At 62.7% G+C, this 25,944-nt stretch carries 24 protein-coding genes, 1 tRNA gene and 1 pseudogene; 10 read left to right on the top strand and 16 right to left on the bottom strand.

Annotation, left to right across the window (positions count from 1 at the left end):
• From JWR89_RS14675 to JWR89_RS14650, 6 genes are all read right to left on the bottom strand, one after another.
• On the bottom strand, positions 1-1,495 hold a 1,495-nt coding region (locus tag JWR89_RS14675; protein ID WP_299717386.1), incomplete at its 3' end, for an ABC transporter substrate-binding protein.
• Positions 1,496-1,557: 62 nt separating this feature from the next.
• Positions 1,558-2,601: an oligopeptide/dipeptide ABC transporter ATP-binding protein gene (locus JWR89_RS14670; RefSeq protein ID WP_299717396.1), complete on the bottom strand. Its 1,044-nt coding sequence runs from the start codon at positions 2,599-2,601 to the stop codon at positions 1,558-1,560.
• Complete coding sequence (locus JWR89_RS14665) at positions 2,598-3,605, bottom strand: ABC transporter ATP-binding protein (protein ID WP_299717384.1); 1,008 nt, start codon at positions 3,603-3,605, stop codon at positions 2,598-2,600. The genes JWR89_RS14670 and JWR89_RS14665 overlap by 4 nt, the downstream gene beginning before the upstream one ends.
• Positions 3,605-4,525, bottom strand: coding sequence for an ABC transporter permease (locus JWR89_RS14660; protein WP_366142991.1), 921 nt, complete (start codon positions 4,523-4,525; stop codon positions 3,605-3,607). Before JWR89_RS14660 ends, JWR89_RS14665 begins: the two co-directional genes overlap by 1 nt.
• Positions 4,522-5,472 (bottom strand): ABC transporter permease, encoded by a 951-nt coding sequence (locus tag JWR89_RS14655; protein ID WP_299717382.1) that lies wholly within the window; start codon positions 5,470-5,472, stop codon positions 4,522-4,524. The genes JWR89_RS14660 and JWR89_RS14655 overlap by 4 nt, the downstream gene beginning before the upstream one ends.
• Before the next feature lie 121 nt (positions 5,473-5,593).
• The gene (locus JWR89_RS14650) at positions 5,594-7,039 is read right to left on the bottom strand and encodes an amidase (protein ID WP_299717380.1); all 1,446 of its coding nucleotides are present in this window, start codon (positions 7,037-7,039) and stop codon (positions 5,594-5,596) included.
• 278 nt (positions 7,040-7,317) lie between these two features.
• Here JWR89_RS14650 and JWR89_RS14645 point away from each other — a divergent pair, with 278 nt between their 5' ends.
• Together JWR89_RS14645 and JWR89_RS14640 are read left to right on the top strand one after the other, a co-directional pair.
• Entirely contained in the window at positions 7,318-8,205 is an 888-nt protein-coding gene (locus JWR89_RS14645; protein ID WP_299717392.1) for a LysR substrate-binding domain-containing protein, read from the top strand.
• 333 nt (positions 8,206-8,538) lie between these two features.
• The gene (locus JWR89_RS14640; protein WP_299717378.1) at positions 8,539-10,086 is read left to right on the top strand and encodes a Fic family protein; all 1,548 of its coding nucleotides are present in this window, start codon (positions 8,539-8,541) and stop codon (positions 10,084-10,086) included.
• A gap of 57 nt (positions 10,087-10,143) precedes the next feature.
• On the opposite strand, the gene JWR89_RS14635 is transcribed toward JWR89_RS14640, so the two are convergent.
• Complete coding sequence (locus tag JWR89_RS14635) at positions 10,144-10,773, bottom strand: NAD(P)-binding domain-containing protein (RefSeq protein WP_299717376.1); 630 nt, start codon at positions 10,771-10,773, stop codon at positions 10,144-10,146.
• Between the two features lie 25 nt (positions 10,774-10,798).
• Positions 10,799-11,401: an NAD(P)H-dependent oxidoreductase gene (locus tag JWR89_RS14630; protein ID WP_299717374.1), complete on the bottom strand. Its 603-nt coding sequence runs from the start codon at positions 11,399-11,401 to the stop codon at positions 10,799-10,801.
• A 107-nt stretch (positions 11,402-11,508) separates the two neighbouring features.
• Here JWR89_RS14630 and JWR89_RS14625 point away from each other — a divergent pair, with 107 nt between their 5' ends.
• Positions 11,509-12,450 carry a LysR family transcriptional regulator gene (locus tag JWR89_RS14625; protein WP_299717373.1) on the top strand — a complete coding sequence of 314 codons (942 nt, stop codon included), beginning with the start codon at positions 11,509-11,511 and terminating at the stop codon, positions 12,448-12,450.
• A 15-nt stretch (positions 12,451-12,465) separates the two neighbouring features.
• On the opposite strand, the pseudogene JWR89_RS14620 reads toward JWR89_RS14625, so the two are convergent.
• The 6 genes and pseudogenes from JWR89_RS14620 to JWR89_RS14595 form a co-directional block, all read right to left on the bottom strand.
• Positions 12,466-12,573 (bottom strand): annotated as a pseudogene (locus JWR89_RS14620) (SDR family oxidoreductase); the annotation flags it as partial.
• Positions 12,574-12,857: 284 nt separating this feature from the next.
• Positions 12,858-12,931: transfer RNA gene (locus tag JWR89_RS14615), tRNA-Gly, on the bottom strand.
• A gap of 340 nt (positions 12,932-13,271) precedes the next feature.
• Positions 13,272-14,054: a MetQ/NlpA family ABC transporter substrate-binding protein gene (locus tag JWR89_RS14610; RefSeq protein WP_299717372.1), complete on the bottom strand. Its 783-nt coding sequence runs from the start codon at positions 14,052-14,054 to the stop codon at positions 13,272-13,274.
• A 52-nt stretch (positions 14,055-14,106) separates the two neighbouring features.
• The gene (locus tag JWR89_RS14605; RefSeq protein WP_299717370.1) at positions 14,107-14,772 is read right to left on the bottom strand and encodes a methionine ABC transporter permease; all 666 of its coding nucleotides are present in this window, start codon (positions 14,770-14,772) and stop codon (positions 14,107-14,109) included.
• Entirely contained in the window at positions 14,762-15,868 is a 1,107-nt protein-coding gene (locus JWR89_RS14600; protein WP_299717368.1) for a methionine ABC transporter ATP-binding protein, read from the bottom strand. The genes JWR89_RS14605 and JWR89_RS14600 overlap by 11 nt, the downstream gene beginning before the upstream one ends.
• Before the next feature lie 203 nt (positions 15,869-16,071).
• Positions 16,072-17,034: an aliphatic sulfonate ABC transporter substrate-binding protein gene (locus JWR89_RS14595; protein WP_299717366.1), complete on the bottom strand. Its 963-nt coding sequence runs from the start codon at positions 17,032-17,034 to the stop codon at positions 16,072-16,074.
• A gap of 409 nt (positions 17,035-17,443) precedes the next feature.
• On the opposite strand from JWR89_RS14595, the gene JWR89_RS14590 reads away from it, so the two are divergent.
• The 3 genes from JWR89_RS14590 to JWR89_RS14580 all read left to right on the top strand — a co-directional run bounded on the left by JWR89_RS14590 (position 17,444) and on the right by JWR89_RS14580 (position 19,997).
• Positions 17,444-18,370 (top strand): aliphatic sulfonate ABC transporter substrate-binding protein, encoded by a 927-nt coding sequence (locus tag JWR89_RS14590; protein WP_299717390.1) that lies wholly within the window; start codon positions 17,444-17,446, stop codon positions 18,368-18,370.
• A gap of 42 nt (positions 18,371-18,412) precedes the next feature.
• A complete protein-coding gene (locus JWR89_RS14585; protein ID WP_299717364.1) occupies positions 18,413-19,225 on the top strand; it encodes a MetQ/NlpA family ABC transporter substrate-binding protein in 813 nt (270 codons plus the stop codon).
• A gap of 121 nt (positions 19,226-19,346) precedes the next feature.
• A complete protein-coding gene (locus tag JWR89_RS14580) occupies positions 19,347-19,997 on the top strand; it encodes a peptidoglycan recognition family protein (RefSeq protein ID WP_299717388.1) in 651 nt (216 codons plus the stop codon).
• 146 nt (positions 19,998-20,143) lie between these two features.
• Here JWR89_RS14580 and JWR89_RS14575 read toward each other — a convergent pair whose 3' ends face one another.
• Positions 20,144-20,974 carry an aspartate dehydrogenase gene (locus JWR89_RS14575; protein WP_299717362.1) on the bottom strand — a complete coding sequence of 277 codons (831 nt, stop codon included), beginning with the start codon at positions 20,972-20,974 and terminating at the stop codon, positions 20,144-20,146.
• A 28-nt stretch (positions 20,975-21,002) separates the two neighbouring features.
• The gene (locus tag JWR89_RS14570; protein WP_299717360.1) at positions 21,003-21,308 is read right to left on the bottom strand and encodes a hypothetical protein; all 306 of its coding nucleotides are present in this window, start codon (positions 21,306-21,308) and stop codon (positions 21,003-21,005) included.
• A 171-nt stretch (positions 21,309-21,479) separates the two neighbouring features.
• On the opposite strand from JWR89_RS14570, the gene JWR89_RS14565 reads away from it, so the two are divergent.
• From JWR89_RS14565 to JWR89_RS14550, 4 genes are all read left to right on the top strand, one after another.
• Positions 21,480-21,833, top strand: coding sequence for a PRC-barrel domain-containing protein (locus JWR89_RS14565; protein WP_299717358.1), 354 nt, complete (start codon positions 21,480-21,482; stop codon positions 21,831-21,833).
• 110 nt (positions 21,834-21,943) lie between these two features.
• On the top strand, positions 21,944-23,410 hold the full coding sequence (locus tag JWR89_RS14560; protein WP_299717356.1) for a GH1 family beta-glucosidase: 1,467 nt from the start codon (positions 21,944-21,946) through the stop codon (positions 23,408-23,410).
• Between the two features lie 319 nt (positions 23,411-23,729).
• Complete coding sequence (locus JWR89_RS14555) at positions 23,730-25,250, top strand: hypothetical protein (protein ID WP_299717354.1); 1,521 nt, start codon at positions 23,730-23,732, stop codon at positions 25,248-25,250.
• Positions 25,251-25,320: 70 nt separating this feature from the next.
• Positions 25,321-25,944, top strand: a 624-nt coding sequence (locus tag JWR89_RS14550; RefSeq protein WP_299717352.1) for a hypothetical protein, incomplete at its 3' end; no start/stop codon positions are given.

Raw genomic sequence — 25,944 nt, 5'->3', positions numbered from 1 at the left:
ATTCCCAAGCCCAATCCGAGAAATCGTTGGCGAACTGCGGCACCTGACCCCACACGCCTTTCAACTTCTTGTTCGAGATTGTGATCCATTGCGGCTGGAACATGAAGCCCGCGGCCGCGTCGGTCGCGAGCATGCGCTGGGCGTCACCCAGAAGCCTGGCACGATCGACCTCGTTCGCGGTTGCAATGATCGACTTGTAGAGCGCGTTGAAGGCGTCTGACTTGTAGCCGATATAATAATTGTCTTCCGTGTACTTAACGAGATCGAACGGCTCAACGTGGGAGACGATGGTGAGATCGTAATTATACGAGCCGGTGAACACCGACGACAGCCATTGCGCCCATTCCACGTTCTCGATCTTGGCGATGATGCCGATCTTGGCGAGCTGCGCCGCCAGCACCTCGCCACCTTGCCGCGCGTAGGGCGGCGGCGGAAGCTTGAGGCTGACTTCCAGCGGCGTCGTCACGCCCGCCTCCGTAAGCAGCTTCTTCGCCTTCTCGATATCGAACGGATTGATATCCGTCGTATCGATGTAACCGAGCGAGGCCTGCGTGTAGAAGCTGCCGATCGGCACGCCGAAGCCATCGACCGCACCCTCGATCATCGCCTTTCGGTCGATCGCCGCGAGGATCGCGCGCCGCACCCGCACATCGTCAAGCGGCTTCTTCCTGTTGTTGATGGCGACGATGGTCTTGGCCCGCGAACCGCCGATGAGGACGGTGAATCGCGGATCGGCCCTGAATTGTTCGAGACTGCGCGCAGCGGCGATGCGGGGGAAGACATCGATGTCGCCCGAAAGCAGCGACGCCACCTGCGCCGAGGGATCGCTGATGATGCGGATGACCACCCTGTTGAGCTTGATCGCAGCGGCGTTGCGGTATTCCGGCCATTTAGTCAGCGTGATCGATGATCCCTTGGCCCAGGCTGAGAGCACGAACGGCCCGGTGCCGACCGGCTTGGTGGCGTTGGTCGGCGCGCTCTTCGGTTCGACGATCGAGGCTGAGGCCTGTCCAAGCAGGAACGGCAGATTGGGCTCAGGGTTCTTCATGTTGACCACGACGGTGTCGCCGTCCGGCGCAGTGATCTGTGCGACGCTCTGGAACAGGCTCTTATCCTTGTTCGTGCTGGTCGCCGCCGCCGCGCGTTCGTAGGAGAACTTCACCGCTTCCGCGTTGAACGGTTCGCCATTCTGGAACGTCGCCCCTTTACGCAGCTTGAATGTATAGGTCTTCAAATCCGGCGTCGCTTGCCAGCTTTCGGCGAGCAATGGCGCGACCGAACCGTCTTCCTTCACCTTGGTGAGCGTCTCATAGACATTATAGAGCGTGACCTCGGCTATGGCCGCGGCGGCCCCGGCGGTTGGATCGAGCCCAGGCGGCTCCAGGGTCATGCCCACCACCACCCTGTCTTTTTTACCCTGTGCAGAAACAGGGTGCGGCAACAGGAAAAGCGCGGTGAACGCGGCAGCGGAAAACCGAATTAGCTTCTTGAACATGTAGACGCTCCTCAAACGAGACGAAATCGGACGGCATGTCAAATGGGTATCAGCGGCATAGGCTATCGTAGTTCGTCCGCCACGGCAGGCAGCGCCATGATGGTTTCGGCGTGGTGGCAGGCGGCATAATGGTCGGGGCCCATTTTGCGCGCAACGGGGACGACCGAACGGCATTGTGCGTCGGCGTAAGGGCACCGCCCGGCGTATACGCAGCCCGTCGATCCCCTCGATTGCGACGCGATTACCTGGGTCCCGCGGCGTTGCCGTTCTCGGCCTGGACGGGCCTGTGGTACGGCCTCAAGCAACGCCCGGGTATAGGGATGCGCACAGCGGTTGAACAAATCCTCCGGCCTTCCCTGCTCGACGATCCGGCCGAGGTAGATCACCGCAATCTCGTCGCACAGATATTCGACTACCGCGAGGTCATGGCTGATCAGGACGTAACTCAACCCAAATTCGTCCTGCAGGTCTTGCAGCAGATTGAGTACCTGGGCCTGCACCGAAACATCGAGCGCGCTGACCGGCTCATCAGCGACGATCAGCTTGGGCTGCGTGATCAGGGCGCGCGCAATGGCGATACGCTGGCGCTGCCCGCCAGAAAATTCGTGCGGGTACTTGTCCAGATCGGCACCGCGAAGGCCGACTTGCTTCAGCACGGCCGCGACGCGATCGCGCTGTTCGGCGCGATCGACACGGCCGAACGCGGTGAGCGGCTCGGCGACGATGCGCGCCACCGTCTGGCGTGGATCAAGCGAGCCGTAGGGATCCTGGAACACCATCTGGAAGTCGCACCTTGCGCGGCGAAGTTCGTCGATGGACAAACGATGCAGATCGCGCCCGAGCAGCTTCACGGAGCCCGATGTCGGGGTTTCCAGCGCCATCACCGTGCGCGCAAAGGTGGATTTGCCGGAACCGGATTCTCCGACCACGCCGAGGCTCTTGCCCGCGGTCAGTTGCACGCTGACGCCGTTAAGCGCCAGCACCTGGGGGGCGGGTTGGAACAGATTTTCGCGCGGCAGCGTATAGCGCTGCACAAGGTCGCTGACTTCGAGAAGCAGCGGTTCGGGCTCAGCGCGCGCAGCCGGCGCATTTGCTGTCTGGCTCATCTGCTCACCGCTCCAATCCGGTTCGCCATCGAGACGTCGGTACGCCAGCAGCGCACGGTGTGGTCGGCATTTACGGTGACGGGGACTGGAAAGGTCGCCCGGCAACGTTCGTCGGCGATATCGCACCGATCGGCGAACGCACAACCGGAAGGCAGGTCTGCGAGTTCCGGCACGGTACCGGCGATGGTTTGCAGGCGGGTACCCTTGGGCGCGCCAAGCCGCGGCCGCGCGCGAAACAGACCCTGGCTGTAGGGATGGCCGAGACCCGCGAACAACGCTTCGGTCGCACCATTCTCGACCACCGTGCCGCCATACATCACCATCATGCGCTGCACATTCTCGGCGATGACGCCAAGATCGTGGGAAATCAGGATCATGGACATGCCGCGCTCGGCTACGAGATCGGCAATCAGGTCGAGAATCTGCCCCTGAATGGTGACGTCGAGCGCGGTTGTCGGCTCGTCCGCGATAAGCAGATCCGGCTCACAGGCGAGCGCCATGGCGATGGTAATGCGCTGGCGTTGGCCGCCGGAAAACTGGTGCGGGTAGGCATCGACGCGTTTTGCAGCATCGGGAAGGCCGACGCGATCGAGCAAGGCAATCGCTTCGCGGCGCGCCTGCGCGGCCGAAAAAGCCCTGTGCCGACGGAGCGGTTCGGCAACCTGGCGGCCGACCGTGTGCATGGGATTGAGCGCCGTCATCGGCTCCTGAAAGATCATGCTCACGCGGTTACCGCGCAGCTTGCAATAGTCGGACTCGGCCATGCCGACCAGTTCCTGCCCCTCCAGACGCACGCTGCCGCTGACCACGGCGCTGTCCGGCAACAGACCCATCAGCGCCATCGCGGTAACCGACTTGCCGCAACCGGACTCGCCGATCAGCCCGAGGGTCTCGCCGCGGGCGAGCGAAAAGCTGATGCCGCGTACCGCGTCGGCCGGGCCACGGCTGGTATTGAGCCGGACTCGCAAATTATCTACTTCGATTAGTGGCTTTCGGTCGATCATCACCGCTCCCGCGAAAGGCGGGGATCGAACAGGTCGCGCAACCCGTCGCCCAGCAGATTTAATCCCAACACCGCGGTCGCGATCGCGAGACCCGGATAGACGGCGAGCAATGGCGACTGAAACAGGAGGCTCTGCGCGTCATTGAGCATCCGCCCCCAGGATGGCTGCGGCGGCTGGGTGCCGAGACCGAGATAGGAGAGCGCCGCCTCCGCCAAAATCGCCAGCGCGAACTGGATCGTCGCCTGCACGATCAGGATCGAGAGAATATTGGGCAGCACGTGTTCGATCGTGATGCGGAATTTGCCCTTGCCGGCCACGCGCGCCGCCAGCACGAACTCGCGTGCCCAGATCGCGTTGGCGGAGCCACGGGTAATGCGCAGAAAAATCGGGATCTGGAAGATGCCGATTGCCGCAATCGACGTGACCATGCCAGCCCCCGCAACAGCGGCCAGCATGATAGCGGAGAGCAGCGCCGGAAATGCAAAAGTGAAGTCGCCGAGCCGCATGATCAGTTCCTCGATCCATCCCTTGCGGGCGGCCGCAATCAGGCCGAGCGAGGCGCCGGCCAGCAGACCGATCCCTACCGCAATGACGCCGACCAAAATCGAAGTCCTGGCGCCGACGAGCAGCAGCGAAACGATATCGCGGCCCAGCACGTCGGTGCCGAGCCAGTGCATCGCGGAGGGCGGATTGAGCTTGTGTGCCAGGTCGATCTCGTACGCGGGCCATGGCGTCCAGATCGTCGATAGCAGCGCGGCCGAGATCACGAGCAGCGTGAGCACGCCGCCGATCATGAAGCTGCGGTGGCGAAGCGCGCGCTGCAAAACGCCCCTACCGGATCGGCCGGGCTTCGACGGGACGGCGGCCTCCGGCGGCGGCGCGTCGAACGGCATCGCTGCTGTGGGTTGAACACCATTCATAATTCGCTGGCCTTGATTCGGGGATCGATCGCCGCATAGAGCACATCGACTACGAAATTCACGATCACCACCATCGCCGCCAGCAACATCACGCAATTGCGGACAACGATGAGGTCACGGTTCGCGATCGATTGGAAAATCAGGCGCCCGAGACCGGGCAGATAGAATACGTTCTCGATCACGATGGTCCCCGCCAGCAAGTTGGCGAATTGCATTCCCATCACCGTCATCACCGGGATCATCGCATTGCGCAGCACGTGGCCCCACAGCACCTGCCGCCGCGTGAGACCCTTGGCCCGCGCCGTGCGAACGAAATCATCGCGCAAGACTTCGAGCACCGCCGAGCGTGTGACGCGCGCCAGGATCGCGGCCTGAACGGCCGCGAGCGAAATCGCCGGAAGCAGCAGCGAACGGACTCCGGAAACGATGCCCTCATCCCATCCCGCGAAGCCCCCGGCAGATAGCCACTGCAGTTTCACCGAGAACAGCAGGATCAGCAGGATGGCGAACCAGAAATTCGGAATCGCGATGCCAAACTGGGTCAACGCCATCACACCGACGTCGCCCATCTTGTTGTGATTGGCGGCGGTATAGACACCGGCGGAAAGTGCCAGCACCACCGTCAGAAGCATTGCCATGACGGCCAGCGGTATGGTCAGGACGAGCCGCTCCGCGATCAGTTCGGCCACCGGGGTACCGTAGGAATAACTAGTGCCCATATCGCCGATCAGAAGCCCGCCGATCCAGCGCAGATAGCGAACGATCAGCGGCTGGTCGAGCCCGAGCTTGATGGTCATCGCGTGGAGCGCTTCAGGGGAAGAGTCTGCTCCCATCAGCATCTCGGCGGCATTGCCCGGCAAGGCATCGAGCACGAGAAAGATGATCAGCGAGGCGCCCGCCAGCGTCGCAATCAATGTGACAAAGCGCCGGAGTATAAAGACGGTCACGCGTCATTTCCTTTCGTGCCAAATGCACTGGGCGGGAGGCATCGCATCGCGGATCATCCGACCTTTCGGAACAGCATTCAATGGAGCCCCAATCGGGGCCAGTTAGCGCCAAGGCCAACCGTCACATTATGGACGACGGAAGAACGGTATCCGGCCAGCGGTCGAGAGAATTCTGTGCACGTTCGAACACCGCGCAAGCACGCAGCAGTTCGGCATCGCCGCGAAATTGTCCGACCAGTTGCAGGCCGATCGGCAGCCCGTCGGTACCGAAGCCGCAAGGCATGCTCACCGCCGGATGTCCGGTCATATTGAAGGGCATTGTCCAGGGAAACCAGTTCGGGCGGACGTGGTCGAACACCTCCCCGTCGATTTCGATGGTGCCGAACAGATCCTGCTTGATCGGGAGCGCGGTTCGCAAGATCGTCGGCATGACAAGAAAATCGGCGCGCTCTAGCAATGCTTGCACCCGCCGGAACAGCATCGTGCGGTCGAACATCGCGTGCTGGTAATCGACACCGCTGATGCGCTGCGCCAGCGCCAGTTGCTTGAGGAAGGTGTCGCTCAACTCGTCGCGGTGCTCGGCCGCGAGTTTTTCAAATCGGGTGCGCCAGGCGGTGTGATTGATCGCGCGCCAGATCGGCTCGACGTCGAAGTCATCGCCGGGCATCTCCTCTAGTTCAGCGCCCAGCGCTTCGAGCGTTGTCAGGCTTGCACTGAACGCCGCCGCAACGTCGGCGGAAACCTTGCGGCCCGGCGGCGCGAGGCAGAACAGAATTCGCTTCCCGCTGAGGTCGCCAACCGGTGACGCCTCGGCAACGAAATCCCGCGCGGGAACTCCGATCGACCAGGGATCGGACGCGTCCTCGCCCGCCATGACCTGCATCATCAGCGCCGTATCGGCGACCGTGCGCGTGGTCGGGGTGACATAGGTCTGATTGCCGAAGGCGTCGGCCACCTGACTGTGGGGGATCACGCCGTTGCTCTGCTTCAGCCCGACAACACCGTTGCAGGCGGCCGGGATGCGGGTCGAACCACCGCCATCGGTCGCCACCGCGAGCGGTGCAATGCCGCTCGCGACCGCCACCGCCGCGCCGCCGCTCGAGCCGCCGCTGCTGTGCTCGCGGCTCCAGGCGTTACGGGTGCGGCCGAACAAAGGGGAATCGGTCAGGCATTTGGTGCCGAATTCCGGCGTCGTGGTCTTACCGATGAGGATCGCTCCCGCCGCGCGCAACCGCGCTACGGCCACGGCGTCGTGATCGGGGACATTGTCCTTGTACGGAATGGCGCCGAAGGTCGTCCGGACGTCCTTGGTGTTGACGATGTCCTTGACGGTAAACGGGATGCCCTCAAGAAGCCGAAGCGGCTCGCCAGCCATGATCCTGTGCTCCGAATCCGTTGCTTGAGCCAACGCCTCGTCTGCACAGACGGTAATAAAGCAATTCAGTTCAGGTTGCAGTCGCTGCGCTCGCGCGAGTACCGCACGTGTGACTTCGGACGGCGAAACTTCCTTGCGACTGATGCGCCGTCGCAGCTCGACGGCAGAGAGGAAGCAAAGTTCGTCGCTCATCTTCAAATCACTTCCCAAAGACTTTCCGCCGAAACCGGAATCGGTCCGGTTCGCGGTAACCTCGTGCAATGCAGCGTCGCCCGCACCCGGACGTCATGCCCCGCACCAACAATGCAGCCAGCGGGCACGCCTGCTGATTTGGCCGAACACTGTCGCTCGCGACCACCAAAGGGAGCCTGCGGCTGCGGGCTCGATCGGATTGACAGAAAGTGTGACACTCTTGTTAACTCGCCGTCCAATACGAATTTTACACCAACTCATATGGTTTCAGTATGGCTATGGATCTTCGCCGGCTTCGCTACTTCGTTGCCGTGGCTGAAGAGCGGAGCGTGGGCCGAGCCGCAGAACGGCTGCGCATGGCGCAACCGCCCTTGTCCGTCCAGATACGGAAACTCGAGTCCGAAATCGGCACGCCGCTATTCCTTCGCGGTACCCGAGGAATGGAATTGACAGAGGCCGGGCGGGCGCTGTTATCGCGGGCGAGCGAGGCGCTCGCTATCGCCGCAGAAGGCGCCGAAGCGGCGCGCGCCGTCGCGGCAGGGCACCGGGGACGGCTTTCCGTCGGCTACATGTTCGTCCTGGCGCACGCCGTTTTACCAAAACTCGTTCCGGAGCTGCGTCGTTCTCTGCCGGGAGTGGAGCTTGAATTTGTGGAGTTGAGCGGATCGACGCGCGAGGCTCGACTGCTCGATCGCACCGTAACGGCGGCCTTGTGCATGCCTGCAATCCACCATCCGGAAATTCAAGTGGCCCGGATCGGAACGCAGCCCTTGATGCTCGCCATGCCGGTCCGTTCGCCGCTTGCCCGCTTGGCCGCCGTGCCCGTCAGCAAGTTGCAGGGGCGCCCGCTCGTTGCCCTGCCCAGGCCGGGCGAAGAACCGGCCTCTTCCGCGACGGCGGCGCTGCTCCGGCGGCACCAGGTCAGCATGCCCATCGCCGGCTGGGTGGAAACCGCACATTCGGCAATAAGTCTCGTGCTGGCGGGCGAAGGTCTGGCGATCCTTCCAGCTTGCGCCGAACTCGGATCTCCGCGCGGTGTAGTGTTCAGGCCTTTCTCGGATGCGACGGACAATATCGAAATCGCGCTTTGCTGGCGGCGGGATTCGCTCAGTCCGCTCATTCGAAACTTCCTCAAATGCGCCGAGAAAGTCGTTGGACGAATGTGAGGCGCAGCAGAACTGCCAACAGACCGCCCGCCTCTCCGACAGCAGCTTTTGCGCCGGCAAGATAAGCGTTTTAAGGAGCGGGCAAGGCCACGCGATCAAATGATTTGGCGATGCATGTCCGCACCGCACGTCGCGCGTCCCCACCAGCAAGGTGGACAGGCCTTCGGTGCTTGCAGGAGTGACCACGGCGATTGTCGGAAGGACCAACGGTGAAGACTTTTCAGGTTTTTCTCATTGAGAGATCGATTTTCACGTGATATTATGGAACTTCGGGTGCGGCCCTCAGGAGTGAAGTAAATTCAGGGGCAGAGAAGATTTTTCATAGGAATTCAATTGAGCGTGCAGTTTTCAGGATCGGTGAGCGTTTTTCAGGACCGGCGGCTCCCAGAGGCCGCCGTTCCGGCTGGCTACGCTGCTCTCATCGACGCGTACAAACTGTCCGTGCCTGTACCCCGGACCCTTTCGGCTATAGGAACCAAGCATCGCATTATCCAGCAGAAAGGTTGGCGCATCTACACGCCCCGCCATGCTCCCGAGGCCTCGCTTGAGGGGCACCTGACATTTGCCCTCAAGAACGAAGGACTCGATCTTGCCATCCTGAAGCGACTTTTCCTCGCCGTCGAAGAGGGAGCTATCGTGGAGCTTGTCCGGCAGAAGCCGACCGGCATTTACACACGCCGCATTTGGTTTCTGTACGAGTGGTTGCTTGGCCGCGAGCTGAAGCTGTCGCTTACAGACAAGGTCTCATATGTGGATGCCATCGATACCGACCTCCAGTTTGGAGGGATTGGCAAGAATTCCGCCAGGCATCGCGTTCGCGACAATCTTCCCGGCACCCCGGAATTTTGCCCCCTCGTCTTCAAGACAACCGCGCTAAATGAATTTATCGCGCAGGACTGGAAGGAGCGCGCGCGCGCTATCGTTAGCGAAGTCCCAAAGGATTTGCTCGCGCGCACCGCTGCCTTTCTGCTGCTGAAAGATTCAAAGTCGAGTTACGTTATCGAAGGGGAAAGACCACCCCAGGATCGCATTCAGAGATGGGGACGCGTCATCGGCGAGGCGGGACGCGCGCCGCTCGACGAGCAGGAGTTCTTACGCCTGCAGGGCATCGTGATCGGTGACGAGCGGTTTGTGAAGCTTGGCTTCCGTCAGGAAGACGGCTTCGTCGGAGAGCATGACCGGGACACGCAGCGGCCTATCCCGGACCATTTCAGCGCGAGGCATGAAGATATCGCCTCTCTTATAGCGGGAATGATCGCGTTCGATCATGTCGCGGAGAACGAACTCGATCCCGTCATCGCGGCGGCGGTGCTCGCGTTCGGATTTGTCTATATCCATCCATTCGAGGATGGCAACGGACGCATCCATCGATACCTTATGCATCACGTCCTTGCGCGGCGCGGGTTCAATCCTACAGGGGTGCATTTCCCGGTGTCGTCTGCGATTCTTGACAGAATCACCGAGTATAAAGCCCTGCTGGAAAGCTATTCCAGCCGGCTACTTCCGTGCGTTCAGTGGGAAGCAACGCCAAAGAACAACGTGAAGGTCCTGAATGATACGGGGGATTTTTACCGGTTCTTCGACGCAACTTCGCATGCGGAATTCCTGTACGAATGCGTGAGGCAGACGATTGAGCGGGACTTGCCGAACGAGACGAACTTCCTTCGCAACTTCGACGCTTTCCGGTCCGGGCTTGAGAACATCATCGATATGCCGGAGCGAACGCTCAATAACCTGTTTGGCTTTCTGCGACAGAATCAAGGAAGGCTTTCAAAGCGGGCGCGAGATGACGAATTCGCCGAACTCACTGAGGATGAAGTCGCCAAGATTGAACAATTGTACGCGGATTCCTTTGGCCAAAGCGGAGCCATAAGTGACTGACGGTACATCTTGTTCAGACACTGGAAAGCTCACTCCTTCCAGCGGTTCAAATCTAGCTTAGCGAATGATCCGGCGGACGAGGTGCAATTCCACAGCGGATAGAGGGCCGCCGAGCTGCTGCATCGCACCGCCATCCGCGAGAGCGCCGAGGTCGAGCGCGACCAAGCCCGTCGAATTAATAAGTTCGACCACGACCGCCTTGGCATCGCGATCGTCTCCCGACACGAACAGTAAGGTCTTCGGCTTCTGTGGCGAGAAATCCTGTATCCAAGCCATCGGCATATTGCTGATCGACTTCACCAGCCTGGCACCGGGCGCCATTGCGGCAACGATCTCGCTCGACGTGCGGCCCTCCAACGCAGCAACCGATCTCGCTACGCCGGCAGCGCTGATGTCCGGTTTCTCGCCGATGTGGGCGTTCGTCCCGTCGATGAGTATGCGGCCGCCCCAGTCGATTCCCTTGAGCGCCTCCGGCGCATCCGCCCAATTCGTGGCGAGGATCACCACATCGCATTCCGCAGCTTCCTGCTTGGATCCTGCGCTGGCGGCCGAACCCAGATCGGCGACGAGCCCCGCCAACGCCTCCGGCCCCCGCGAACTGGACAGGACGACGTCGTGGCCCGCACCGATCAAGTGACGACCGATGGTCGTAGCCATGCGACCAGCGCCGATGAACCCGATTTTCATGAGAATCTCCTTTGGAGATCGAGCTCTAAGCCGCGGCAGCCAGGCTGACCGCTTCGCCGAACTGCTCGATGGCGGTCTCTCCCGCGTCGCCGGCGCGCGCACGGTCGGCCATGACGATGTCCAGATCCGTCAACCCGATGAAGCCCAACACCTGACGGAGATAACCGCTCGCCTGGTTATAGGCTTCAAAGGGCGAGCCGGGTCTAAAGTCGCCACCGCTGGCCAGGATGATGGTGGTCTTCTTGCCTGTCAGTTGTCCGACGTTGTCGACTACGGTGACGCCGACCCGGACGATATGGTCAATATAGGCCTTCAGCACCGCCGGGATGGTGAAATTGTACATCGAAGTGCCGATGATGATGCGATCGGCTGCCTGCAGTTCGGCGACCAGATCATTGGAAATCTTGATCGCGGCAGCGCTCTCTGGCGAATGTTGCTCCGGGGGCGTGAACGCGCCGCCAATCCATGGCAGATCGACAAACGGCAGGGTGGTCTTGACCAGGTCGCGTTCGACAACCTCGCCGCCTAGGTGTGCTGCTCGCCATTTTTCGACGAAGAGCGACGTGAGCTTGCGGGAAGTCGAGAGCTCGTATCGAGGGCTGGAGTTGATGGCGAGAAGTGTGGTCATTGCGGCGCTCCAATGCAGCGAAGGTTTACGGTCGCCCGTTAGATCGCGCATCGAGGCGATGAAAAAAACTGTCGAAGTTTCGATCAACTCGGCCTATATATTCGAACATGGGTCCGCTGACGCTCGATCAAATCCAAGTGTTCCTTGCCGTCGTTGACGAAGGAAGCTTCACGAAAGCGGCGACCAGGCTGAACCGTGCGCGATCGGCCGTGACCTACGCGATACAGAAGCTCGAAGCGCAAATCGGATTGCCGCTGTTCGATCGCATCGCCTACCGTCCGACGCTTACCGAGGCGGGCCGCACGCTCCTTTGGCGTGCGCGACGCATTGCCGACGAGTCAGATGCTTTTCAGCAGTCCGCGCGAAGTCTGGCGAGCGGGCTGGAGGCCGAGCTGACGATCGTCATGGACTCGATGTTCCCGGTGCCCCCGATCGTCGAAGCGCTCCGGGCCTTTACGATGACGTTTCCAACCATCCAACCGCGCGTCTACGTACAGCCACTCGGCGCAGCAGCGGAACTGGTGCTCGACGGAACTTGCGTGATCGGACTCCTCCCACTCATCTTCAGCGACATGGCCGCCTTCAAGAACTTTCCGCTTCTGACCATCGACCTCGTTCCCGTCGTGTCTCCCGATCACCCACTCGCGGCGATCGAAGGAACCATCGAGACACATGTCCTGCAGCAGCACGTCCAACTCGTGCTGACCGATCGCTCCGCCCTGACGGTGGGGCGGGACTATGGCGTCCTTTCCGCGCGAACCTGGCGCTTGGCAGACCTTAGTGCCAAGCAGTCGATGCTGCTGGCCGGCCTCGGCTGGGGCAACATGCCCTTCCATATGGTTGAAGATGACATCGAGCGGGGACGGTTGAAGGTCATCCGACCAGCAGACTTCGACCCTCGTGTCGCTCGTCTTGTCATGGGATGTGCCTATCTCGCCGCCGATCGGTTAGGCCCCGGCGCTCGATGGTTGGTCGAACGGCTGAGATCGGGTCCGGGGCCGCATCTCAACGCGACCAGCATGCACGCGGCACAAATCTCGGGAGGATGATGCCCTAGCGCACCAGAGTTGCGCCAGGCCGCCGTCGACCGCGACTTCGCTGGCGGTCATGAAGCTGCTGTCCGACGACGCGAGAAAAGCAGCAGCAGCCCCGAGTTCCGCCGGATTGCCCATCACAATGGATAAACGCCTGCGAAAGTATTTCTGGCCATCGACAAGGCATTCCACCAGCGGCAGCGAAATCCGGACATGCCGAACCGAGCAGGCCGTCGTCAGATGCGGAACGATGGAAGCCATGTGTGCCGTCGTGGGCCGACAGCCGGAGCGGCGAAGTGGAAGGCGCTTCTGTGGACCCGGAGCGGTAGATCGGCGGACTATTCTACTCGGCCGATCGTGTTCACCAGTGCTAGACGGAAATTTCTCTGGCGCGCTGGCTGTCTGCAAGCCATTGAAATCGTTGGAGCGGGCGGAGGGAATCGAACCCTCGTATTCAGCTTGGAAGGCTGCTGCTCTACCATTGAGCTACGCCCGCGTTGGCGATCAGGTATCACGTCACGAGATGGGGCTCAACCTCGTCCGGCGCGGTGTCCCCCGTCCGGTGGGCGGCGACAGAACCGATCCGGAGGCCGACGTACCGACCTGCATCGGATACGCCAGAAAGCTAAAACTCCTGATTAACTTCAGATAGATAGAGGATTATCGCTGGCGCGTGGCAGTCACGTGCTTCGGCTGCAGCACGGCGCTGCCGAGTGGCGCGCTGCCGAGCCGAAGTCCGGGCTGTTTGCGAAAAGGAAACCGGTATCCCGGATCTACGGCGCAGAGTTACAGGCTGCACCGCGTCCGGGACACCAAAGGGCGGAGTCGGCGAATCCCTACCAGGTCGCCAGCACCGCGCCCTTGAACTTGGTGGCGATGAATTCCTTGATTTCGGGCGACTGGTAGCTCTCCACCAGGGTCTTCACCCACGGCTTGTCCTTGTCGGCGCTGCGCACCGCGATGACATTGGCGTAGGGGCCCTTGGGGTCCTCGCGCAGCAGCGCGTCCTTGACCGGATCGAGGCCGGACTGGGTGGCGTAATTGGTGTTGACGCCGGCGACCTCGACGTCGTCGAGGGTGCGCGGGGTCTGGGCCGCGTCGATCTCGATCACCTTCAGCTTCTTCGGATTGTCGGTGATGTCCAGCAGGGTCGGCTTGAAGCCGACGCCGTCCTTCAGCTTGATGACGCCCTTGTCGCGCAGCAGCAGCAGCACACGGCCACCGTTGGTCGGGTCATTGGGGATCGCCAGCGTCGAGCCGGACTTCACTTCGTCCCAGCTCTTCACCTTCTTCGAATAGATCCCCATCGGGAAGTTGACGGTGGTGCCCACCGACTCGATCTTGTATTTGCGGTCGGCGATCTGGTTGTCGAGATAGGGCTGGTGCTGGAACGAGTTGGCCTGCAGGTCGCCCGCCTCCAGCGCCGCATTCGGCACCACGTAGTCGGAGAATTCGACGATCTGGATGTCGAGGCCCTTCTTTGCCGCCAGCGCCTTCACGGCCTCCATGACTTGCGCATGCGGGCCCGCGGTGACGCCGACCTTGATGGTCTCGGCATGGGCGGTGGCGGTCAGCGCGAGCGCGGCGACGGCGGAGAGAGCGAGATGGCGTAGCGACATGATCTTATCCTGCAGTGAGTGAATATTCGTTAGATGCGCGAGCGACGACCGCTCACGAATTACGGTTGCGCTTGTCAAGCCGGCGCGACAGGCGATCGCCGATGGTCTGCACGCCCTGCACCAGCACGATCAGCACCACCACCACGGTGGCCATCACCTCCGGCATGAAGCGCTGGTAACCGTAGCGGATGCCGAGATCGCCCAGCCCACCGCCGCCGACCGCGCCGACCATGGCCGAATAGCCGATCAGGCTGACAATCGCGAGCGTCAGCGCCAGCGTCACCGCCGGCAGGGCTTCCGGCAGCAGCACCTTCTGCACAATCTGCAAGGGGCTCGCGCCAAACGCGCGCGCGGCCTCCACCAGGCCCTGATCGACTTCGCGGATCGCGCCTTCGATGACCCGGGCAATGAACGGGATCGCGGCGATGGTCAGCGGCACCACCGCGGCGCGGGTGCCGATCGAGGTGCCGGCGATCAACCGCGTCAGCGGCACGATGGCGACCACGAGGATGATGAACGGCGTCGAACGCGTGGCGTTGACCACGAGCCCGAGGACGCGGTTCACGTTCGGCGCCGGAAACAGCTCGTTGGCGCGGCTGGTGGCGAGAAACACGCCGAGCGGCAGGCCGAGCAGCGTGCCGAACGAGCCGGCCAGCGCGACCATCGTCAGCGTATCCAGCGTCGACCAGGCGATCAGCGATAACAGTTCAGGCGACATAGCCAAGGTGCTCCACATGGTTGCGGGTGCTGGTCAGCTCGGCGATCAGCCTTTCCAGCAGCTGCGTGTCGGCCGCGACCGAGGTGATCAGCGTACCGAACGGCTGGCCGGCGACATATTCGATCTGGCCATGCATGATGTTGAAATCGACGTTGTAGGCGCGCGTCAGCCGCGACAGCACCGGCTCGTCGGCATCCGCGCCGGTGAAGGCGATGCGGATCACGGCCTGCATGCCGGGCGCGTAAGCGGGCTGCAGCTTGGCCTGCAGCCATTCCGGGACGTTGCCGCCGGTGACCTCGCCGACGAAGCGCTTGGTCGTTTCGTGATGCGGGTTGGCAAAAATCTCGTAGGTGGTGCCCTGCTCGACGATGCGGCCACCTTCCATCACCGCGACGCGGTCGGCGAGCTTCTTCACCACCGACATCTCGTGGGTGATGAACAGGATCGTGAGGTTGAGCTCGGCGTTGATCTGCTTCAGCAGCGACAGTATCTGGCTGGTGGTTTCCGGATCGAGCGCCGAAGTGGCTTCGTCGGACAGTAACACCTTCGGCTTGGTGGCCAGCGCGCGGGCAATGCCGACGCGCTGCTTCTGGCCGCCGGACAGTTCGGCCGGATAGCGGTCGCGCTTGTCGGCAAGGCCGACCATGTCGAGCAGCGGCCCGACGATGCCGGGAATGTCGCGGCGCCCCACGCCGGCGATTTCTAGCGGCAGCGCGATGTTGTCGAACGCGGTGCGCGACGACAGCAGGTTGAAATGCTGAAAGATCATCCCGATCGAGCGCCGCGCGTGGCGCAGGCTGCGCTCGTCCATGGCGCCGATATCGAGGCCGTCCACATGGACATGGCCGGAGGTCGGCTGCTCGAGCCCGTTGATCAGCCGGATCAGCGTCGACTTGCCGGCGCCGCTCTTGCCGATCACGCCCACTATGGCGCCTTCGGGCACCTCGAGGTCGATGTTATCGACCGCGGCGACTTCGGCGGAATCGTTGCGCGCGGGGAAAATCTTGCTGACGCCGGCGAAGGAAATGATGGCCCGGCCCTGCGGATCGATCGATGGCACGGGCGCTCCGGTCGGCTGCTGCACGAGAGCGTTCATAGGATGATATTTCTGCGCGAATGGGAAGATCGGGGCTGGCCTTCGGCCGGCCGGCCCCGCTTGGGGCAACCTACTGATTTCGCCGATGATTTCAACCGCAGCGCACAAAAAGCGCTAATCAAGCGCTTTCAATGGCCCGTGGGAGCAAAACAAACCCGGAAGACGCCCTCGCGCAGGGTTAATCGCCTCCGGCCGGTTTGGGCTCAGGAGCCCGGCGTCCACTTCCAGACGATCTCCTTCACATCGACCGCCTTGGGGATCAGCCCGAGTTTGAAGAAGCGATCGGCCGTCTCCTGCTGGGTCGCGACGATCTTGTCGGTAATTGGCGTCACCGCATATTGCGAGCGGTTCACGGCGCGGGTCGTCGCTTCCTTGTCAACGCCGGTGGCCTCGCGCAGGCTCAAGGCAACCTCCGCACGATGGTCGGCGGCCCATTTGCCCTCTTCCGCAAAGGTCTGGTTCAACAGCGCCACGATGTCGGCATGCTTGCCGGTGAAGTCGCGATTGGCGAGGAAGAACGAGTTGGATTCCTGTACGTCGTGTGAGAACGCCACCACGCGCACCTTGCCGTTCTCGGCAAGTGCCAGATAGGGATCCCAGATCGCCCAGGCATCGATATTGCCGCCGGCGAACGCCGCGACCGCATCGGCCGGACCAAGCGTCACCGGGGTGATGTCGGTGTAGGCAAGCCCCGCTTTGTCCAGCGCAGCGACGGTGGTGTTGTGCGCGCTCGAGCCCTTGGCGAAACCGACCTTCTTGCCCTTGAGGTCCGCCAGCGTCTTGATCGGTGAATTCTCCGGAACGACGATCGCCTGATTGTAGCCTGCCGACGGGACCGCAGCGACATACAGCAGGTTGGCGCGGGCAGCCTGCGCGAAGATCGGCGGCGCGTCGCCGGTGTAGCCGAAGTCGACATTGCCGGTGTTGATGGCTTCCAGGATCGGCGGACCGAACTGGAATTCGACCCACTTCACCTGGATGCCGCGGGACTTCAGCGCGTTCTCGATGGTGCCGCGCTGTTTGACGACGGGAAAGATACCGGCCTTCTGGAATCCGATGCGGACTTCCTTCAGTTCCTGGGCCTGAACGGGAGAATTCGCGATGCCGGCCGACAGCAGCAAGGCTGCCGACAACCCTGCGAGGATGGTTCGTCTGGATTGAGACATGCCTGCTCCGTAGGTAATGCGGACGCAGCACCAATGCTGCGACCACCGAAGGTTACGCCCGATGGTCGAGATTGTGCTTTCAAAGGCGATGCCAAGGCGGCAACTTTTTTGGTTTGTTAATTGCTCGTACGAGCAACTTCATCTCTTCCGGGTATCGCCGCTGCCGATACATTCCGGCTTCCCCGGCAGCGCCAGAGAATTTTTTCGCTGCAAGACCGCACTCCTGCAGCACGCCTGCATCGCCGCACCGGCAACAACGGTCGGCCGTTCCATTGACTGCAGGCCATCGACGACTAGCCTAAGGCTTACGGCATTTCTACCAGCCGCTTGCCTGGCAACGACCTACACTTCATCATCAGCGGATTTTCCCATGTTGTTCAAGCGTCTCGCCGCCCTGCAACTCGCCGCGATGGCCTCGATCCTGTCGATTCATTTTGCCTGCGCGCAAACCGCTGCGCCGGGCGAAACACTCCGCATCGGCTACCAGAAATCCTCGACGCTGACGGCGATCCTCAAGACCAATGGCGAGCTGGAAAAGGCGCTCGCGCCGCTCGGCGTGAAGATCAGCTGGCATGAATTCTCCAGCGGCCTCCCGCTGCTCGAAGCCATCAACACCGGCAATGTGGATTTCGGCGCCGACGTCGCCGACACCGTGCCGCTGTTCGCGCAGGCCGCTGGCGCGAAGCTGGCCTATATCGCCGAAGAGTCGGCGTCGCCTTCGGCGCAGGCCATTCTCGTGCCGGCTGAATCGCCGATCAAGAGCGTAGCCGATCTCAAGGGCAAGAAGATCGCCGTGACCAAGGGCGCCGGCAGCCACTTCCTGCTGCTCGCCGCGCTCGGCAAGGCCGGGCTCACCTTCAAGGACATTTCGCCGGCCTATCTGCCGCCCGCCGATGGCCGCATTGCCTTTGTCGGCGGCAATGTCGATGCCTGGGTGGCATGGGATCCGTTCCTGACCAGCGCGCAGCGCGCCTCCAATGCCCGCGTGCTGACCGATGGCGGCAACGGGTTGGCCAGCTACAAGCGCTACTATCTATCGTCGGCGGCCTACGCCGATCGCCGCAGCGACGTGCTCAGCGTGATCTACCGCCAGCTCGACAACACCGGCAAATGGGTCAAGGCGCATCCGAAGGACGCCGCCAGCCTGCTCGCCGGCCTGTGGGGCATCGATGCCGCCACCGTCGAGGAAGCCAACAGTCATCGTTCGTACAAGATCGGCACCGTGACACCGGCCGGCCTGTCGGAGCAGCAGACCATCGCCAACGCGTTCTTCGCCGAAGGCCTGATCCCCGTCAAAGTCGATGCCGCCGCCGCCAAAATCTGGGCGCCGAAATAGACGCGCCACGGCCGACACATTCACTCTCCTGAAAGACATGTCATGAAGACCGCCCTCCCCGTTCTCGTAGCGGCCCTATTCGCGCTGTTCACACCCGGCCATGCGAGCGCGCAGCCCGCACCGAAGACCGAGATCAAGATCGGTTTCGTGCCCGGGCCGTACATCGATGGCTTCAAGGCCGGCGTCGAGCCCGAGCTGAAGAAGAAGGGCTATACGGTCAAATACTTCGAATTCAGCACCGGACTGGAAGCCAACACCGCCGTGTTCCGCGACGACATCGACGCCAACGTGATGCAGCACACGGTGTTCCTCGATGCCTACAACCAGCGCCAGAAGACCGACCTCGCCGGCATCATCACCGTGCCGACCCCGCCGATGGGGCTGTACTCGAAGAAGCACGCCAGGGCCGACGCGGTGAAGGCCGGCGCGACCGTGGTGGTGCCGAACGACCCGGTCAACCTGCAACGGGCGCTGAAGATCCTGCGCGACCTCGGCTGGATCGACATCAAGGACAGCAACCCGGTGGATGTGACCGAACTGGACGTCATCAAGAACCCGAGCGGCATCAAGATCGTGCCGCTTGAAAACGCCCAGGCGCCGCGCGCGCTCGACGACGTCGATTTCGCCGCCGTGCAGGGCAATTTCGCGATCTACAGCGGGCTGAAGCTGACCGAGGCATTTGCGCTGGAGAAGATGACTAAGCCCTACAGCAACGTGGTGGCGGTGAGGCGCGGCAATGTGGAGGCGCCCTGGGCGAAGGACATTGTCGAAGCCTACAAGTCGGACACGTTCAAGAACGCCATCCGCGGCGACAAGTTTTACGCCGGTTTCGTCCTGCCGGATTATTTCAACTAGCAGGAGGCCCCGATTGCCTGCGCCCGGTCACAGGATGCCGGGCGCAAAGCGGTTTGACTCGCGGAAAAGGTCAGCTAGGCTGTCCGAAGCGTGACGCCACGCTTTGGGATCGAGGGGCATGATCTTTCGCGTCATCCTGGTTCTGCTGTCGATGGTCGCTGCCGGTCCGCTGGCGGCGCAGGCGCCGTCCAGCTTTGAGATCGCCGCCCGCGCCCGCGGCACCCCCGACATTCCCGGCCTCAACATCGTCTGGCTGACGCCGTGGGGCGATCTGGCGCTGGCGCGCGAATGGCGCAACATCGTCGTGCATCAGAGCGAAGGCTCGGCCGGTTCGGCCTATCGCGGCGCGCTGGCGCAGATGCAGCGGCCGAACCGCCGTGGCACCACCATCTGGGTCGAGACCGACGGCACGGTGTACTGGGCGGTAGCGGAGTTCGCCGTGCCCATCCACCTGCGCGACGGCAACCGCAACGACAACAAGTTCATCGACAATTCATCGACGTTCCAGCAGGTCGATAATGACAGTTCGATCGGCGTGGAATTCGTCGGCAACTATCCCAATGTGCGCCGCCCGGTCACCGAGGCGCAGGTCGCCGCCTGGCGCATTCTGGTCCGCGTGCTGCAAATTCGCTACGACATTCCGAGCGAGCGCGTGTTCGCCCACAACTGGGTCGATTACAAGGATTCGCGCTATTGCGAGGGCTGCGACCTCGCCAAGCTGGCGCGCACCCAGGGCGTCGAGACCGCACAGCGGATCGACAGGGATCGGTGAAGTCTCGGTCGGAGGGTGGGGCAAAGGCGCACTTGCGCCGTGCCCACGCGTTTTCCAGCGCAATATAAAGCGCGTGGGCACGTCTCGCTGCGCTTCGCGCGGCCGAGACTTTGCCCACCCTACGGCCGAGAGTAAGTGGCCGCCGCTTACGTCCCGACGCGCAACGCGGCGTGCTGCTTGCGTAGATAGGCGATCACCGACATCGCGGTGATGCGGCCGGTCTTGGGATTTTCCGAGGGGATGTTCTCGATGGTCATCGAGAATCGCGCGGAATCCGAATCCACTTCGACGCGATGCACGTTGCGCGTCACCGTGGGATCGGCCCAGATCTCCACCCGGGTGCGGTCGGGCCCAAAGCCGGCCAGCGATAGCGCGACGGCCACATTGATGTTCGCCGGAAACCCTTTCGCCGCCTCGCGCGCGCTGCCCTCGAAAACCCGCAGCGGCTCGGTGATGCCCTGGATGTCGATGTTGTTCGCGACGATGTAGGGCGCGCCGGCGAGGCCGCCCGGCGGCTTGCGGGTCACCATGCGTACCGAATGGATCTCACCCTCCGCCGCGGCGGTCATGGCGTCCAGGCCGATCAGCGCCCCGGTCGGCACCACGATCTGGCCGCCATTGGCGCGCGCCAGTTCGATCAGATGTTCATTGTCCAGCAGTCCGCCGGCGCTGAGCACGATCGCCGTCTTGCCGCAACTGACGAACGGCGCCACGATCGACGGCAGCATCTTGCTCGGCGCGCATTCGATGACGATGTCCGCGATATCGGCAAGGCCGTCGATCGGGAGAATTGGCGGCGTGCTGTCGAGCGTGGCCAGGAATGGCTGGTGCTTGTCCGGGTTCTGCACGGACACGGCGACCAGCACCATTCCGGCAATGCCGCGATCCAGCGCCTCGACCACCTTGCGGCCGATCGGCCCGAGGCCGACGACGGCGACGCGCGCCGGGGTTCGTATCGTGTCCCCCAACGGGTTCATCGGCTGGCGTCCAGTTATCGGTTGCGCGTTATTTCTTGGCTTTTTTCGGTGCGGCTTTTTTCGCTACCGGTTTTTTCGCCGCAGCTTTTTTTGCGACGGCCTTTTTCTCCGGAGCCTTGTTCTCGATGGAGGCGACTGCCGGCGCCTCCTCGACGCCAGACACTTCCTCGGCCGCCTCGGCCTTCACTTTGGCGGCGGGCTTGGCTTTCGCTGCAGCAGGCTTCGGCTGATCGACCGGCCTGGCGGTCTCCTGCTTCAGGCGCCGCTGCTCGGCTTCGAATTTGGCTTCGCGCATCTGGCGCAGCGCATCGGCACGCGGTGTCGGGTTGGCCATGGCGATCTCTCTGGACACGAATCGTCGAAGTTTTCGTTTAACACCAAAGAACGCGGATTAATCCAGCAAAAACAACAATCCACAAGGGCGCGGCGCCTTGGCGCAGCAGGAACGTTTGCCGCCACCGACCGTTTCAGGCAGGTCCGGTTTCGGCATTCAAGGAGAGCGACGATGGCGGAAGACGAAACGGTCAGCCTGATCGGCAGCGACAAGGTGCAGGGCACCGCGGTGTTCGACGCGGACGGCAACAGGATCGGCGCGATCGAACGCGTGATGATCGAGAAGACCAGCGGGCGGGTATCCTACGCCGTGCTCAGTTTCGGCGGCTTCCTGGGGATCGGCGACGATCACTATCCGCTGCCGTGGCCGTCGTTGAAATACAACACCGAGCTCGGCGGCTACCAGACCATGATCACCGAAGACCAGATCAAGGGCGGGCCGAAATACGCCCGCACCGATGATTGGAATTGGGGCGACGCGACGCGCACCAAGGGTCTCGACGACTATTACGGGGCAGCTATTTAGTTTTGAGACGCGGGACGCCGCGCGCCGGCCCTGATTTTCACTTTTCGGTATGGTAGACGGACCCATCCAACCGGTCGAGCATCCCCTAGGCTCGCCCTTCAGGAGGTCCGGTGTCCCATCGCTTTACCCGACGTCAGTTTGCGACCGCCACCGGCGCCGTGGCACTTGGCGTTAGCGCCCTGCCCGCGGCATCCGCTGCAGCAAATCCTGTCGCCGCCCCAGTGCACCGCAATTTCCCGAGGGATTTCGCATGGGGCACCGCGACTTCGGCCTATCAGATCGAAGGCGCGGTGAACGAGGACGGCCGCGGTCCGTCGATCTGGGATGCCTATGCACACACACCGGGCAAGATCCGCGACGGCAGCAATGCCGACCACGCCGCCGACCATTATCGCCGCTACAAGGAAGACATCCAGTTGATGAAAGCGCTGGGCGTCAACGCCTATCGCTTCTCGATCGCCTGGCCTCGCATCTTCCCGCAAGGCACCGGCGCGGCGAATCCGAAGGGCCTGGATTTCTATAACCGGCTGGTCGACGAGTTGCTGGCCAACGGCATCGAGCCGTTTGCCACGCTATATCACTGGGACTTGCCGCAGGCGCTGCAGGACCGCCTGGGTGGATGGCAATCGCGCGACACGGCGAAGGCCTTCGGGGACTACGCCGGCTACGTCGCGCAGCACCTCACCGACCGCGTCAGGAACATCTTCACGATCAACGAATCCGCGACCTTCATCGATTTCGGCTATGGCGCCGGCCCGGTCGAGATGGCGCCGGGGGTCAAGCTGCCGCAGGCCGGGCTCAACCAGGTCCGCCACCACGTCGCGTTGGGCCATGGCCTGGCGGTGCAGGCGATCCGCGCCAACGGCCGCGCCGGCACCCAGGTCGGTCCCGCGGAAAACATCGTCGCCTGCGTGCCCGCCATCGAGACGCCGGCCAACATCCGGGCGTCGGAGATCGCAACGCGCGAGATGAATGGCGGCTATCTCACGGTCATTCTCGAAGGCCGATACACCGACGGCTTCCTGGCTTATGCCGGCAAGGACGCCCCGGTGTTCACCGCCGAAGACCTCAAGATCATCTCGTCGCCGGTCGATTTCGTCGGCATCAACGTCTACATGCCGCAGCACTACGTCGTCGCGACCGAGGACGCGAGCGGCTTCGCGCTGGTGCCGTTCCCGTCGTCGTTTCCGCGCATGGAATCCGACTGGCTGCGGATCGGACCGGAGGCGATGTACTGGGCACCGCGCAATCTCGCCAAGGTCTGGAACGTGGAGAACATCTATATCAGCGAGAACGGCACCTCGGCGGCGGACCAGCCGGATGCCGGCGGCAAGATCCACGATCTCGACCGCATCATGTATCTGCGCAACTACCTGACGCAGTTGCAGCGCGCCACCGCCGAGGGCGTTCCGGTGCGCGGCTATTTCCAGTGGAGCCTGATGGACAATTTCGAATGGCCCGACGGCTACGACAAGCGCTTCGGGCTGTACCACGTCGATTTTGCCACCCAGAAGCGCTCGCCGAAACTCAGCGCCGAATTCTATCGCGCGGTGGTCGCGGCAAACGCGCTGGTGTGACGCGGCGAGGTCTACTTGCCGAGCCGATATGACCGCCGCCCCGCAGGGCTAATTCTTCAATGGAAACAGGATGGTGGGGGAAGAAGGACTCGAACCTTCGAAGTCATAAGACGGCTGATTTACAGTTATCAAGGGCTCGCACGATCAGCCCCTCCAAACCGGTTCGAGGGGAAGCTAACTCGCTTTAGCTTTCCTTTCGAGATCAAGGTTTTAAGCATGTTTTGGTGATTACCCTAGCATTGGGGGGCATCGGCTTGCCGTCTGCACGGTTTGGCGCAACGGTGACCCAGTTGTGACCCAGCCCGGAACGTGACCCAGCATGCCTGTCCTCATCACCGCTCCTGTTCTCAAGGCGGCCATCCGCTCCCACCAGGCTCGCGGACGCGAGGACATCAGCGACAGCAAGGTGACGGGTCTTCAGCTGCGCGTGAAGCCGGAATCGATCCGGTGGACGGTTCGCTGCCGGCTCCACGGACGACAGGTCCGCTACGACCTCGGACCCGCCGTCGCTGGCGACGATGACGCCGAGGGCATCTGCCTGCAGACGGCACGCGAGCGCGCGATGCGCGTGGTCGAAATGGCGCGCAAAGACCACAACCCCGAATCCTTCGTCCGCGGGCTGGCTACCGGCCTGACACCCAAGGCCCAGGAGAAGTCGGACGCCGAGCGGCCGAAGGCGTCCTGGACCTGGGAAGATGCGCGGGCGCTGTTTCTGACCGAGGTCAAGCGCACGAATCGCGACGACACGCTGCGGGATTACCGGGGCAAGCTGCAGCCGTCAGAGTTGAAGGTGTTCGAGGGTAGAATGGTCGCAACGATCACGCGGAACGAGATGGCAAAGGCGATCGAGAAGATCCACAAGCGAGGCGTGGAATCCATGGCTGCGGGGGTCTGTAGGGTCGTCAAGCGCTTCTTCGCCTGGATGTCGGAGCCGGCTCAACAGGATCAGACCGGCGTCGCCGACGGCGTGATGATCAAGCTGAAGCCCCCTGCAGTCACGCGGTCCGAGGTCGGCGAGCCCGCAAAGAAGGGAGCCGTGGCGGTCGAGAACACAGGCGACGCCCCGCCGGCGACCGAGATCGGCCGTGCGCTCGCCATCGCCCGTCTCGGCTACTTTCCCGAGCGCATCGGCCTAGGCATCCAATTCCTCATCGGAACGGCGCAGCGCCGGCGCACAGTGACAGGCACGCATGACCACGATTTGACCGTGATGCCAGAATCGAATTCGGAGCACGCCTGGCTGATTCCGCCGTATTTCAGGAAATCGGGCACCAAGCGTGGCAAGCGCTTTCACCTCGTCCCCGTGGTCGGTTTCGCTGCGGTGGCGGCGACGCGTCTGAAAGCTCTGGTGAAGACCGAGGGAGGCAGCGGCTGGCTATTCCCCGTCGGCCGGACGGCCCGGGTCGATCGGCCGCACGCGGCGGCGGACTTGCTCAACGACTATCTGGACATCATGCCAGGCGTGAACTGGACGCCTCACGGCGTCAGATACGCATTCGCGACATACGGTGAGCGGCATCTGGGCTTCGCGAAGAGCGAGGCCAAGCTGATCCTGGACCATATGGAGGGTACGCTTTCCGACGACGTGACTGGCTCATTCTACAGCAGCGATGCCGGCGTCAAGCGCAAGCGAGAGATGATGCATGCCTGGATCGAATGGTGCGAAGCGCAGGCCGCGGCGGCGCTCGCTGCCGACGAGACGCTGCTCGACCACGAGCACATGATGACAACGATGTACGTGGCGCGCTACGGTCGAGAGCGCCTGGACCGGCGGGTGGCGTACCGGAAGAAGCGCGGCCTCGCGCCGTGGAAAGACGATGCGTTCGTGGATGCACAGTGAGGCAACCGACGTCGGACCCCTTCGCCTGAGCGCAATCCTCGGTATAGTACCTCCGGCTGGGGGAACGACCATGGAAGGGAAGAAGCTGCCGCGCGCTGTTCTGCGCGAGAACAAGCTGCACGTCGACGGCCAGGAGCATCCGTACGTCCGCGGCATGATCCGTTCGCTGTCGATCGAGGTCAGGGACCTCGTCTACACGCGCAGCTACGACATCAACGAGGGCAAGGGCGTCGCCGGCGGCCGGATCAACGGCACCGCCGTCATCCAGCGCGGCGACAGCCTGGCGGTGGCCGGCTCGGACTTCCGGACGCGCGAGATCCCGTTCGGCGTCCGCGCGGTCGGCGGCGAGGAAGACGAGCACGCATGGACCTGCCACATCGGGTTTCTTCCGCACGACTGGGAGATCACCCGGCTCGGCGAAGGCGATGCTTTCTATGTCGAGGTCTACGTCCCGAACACCGCGTTCGCCGATCTGGAGGGCGCCTACCTGGCCGGCCGAGCTTCGTCGATCGACGTCGCGCTCGACACCGATCTGTGGGTGCGCGAGGGCGACTGGTACATCCAGCAGTCCGGCCATGTGACGTGGCACCTGGTGCCGTCCGACAAGCCGTCGGACATGCCGAGGGCCGAACGCGGCCGCGTCGAACGGTTCGGGTGGAAGGAATCCCCTCCAGGCCGGGACAAGCCGCCGATC

Origin of the sequence: Tardiphaga sp. (assembly GCF_028290785.1) — a bacterium.
Taxonomy (GTDB): Bacteria; Pseudomonadota; Alphaproteobacteria; order Rhizobiales; family Xanthobacteraceae; genus Tardiphaga.
Note: the sequence above shows the minus strand (reverse complement) of the source record. Positions and strands in the feature narration are given on the sequence as shown.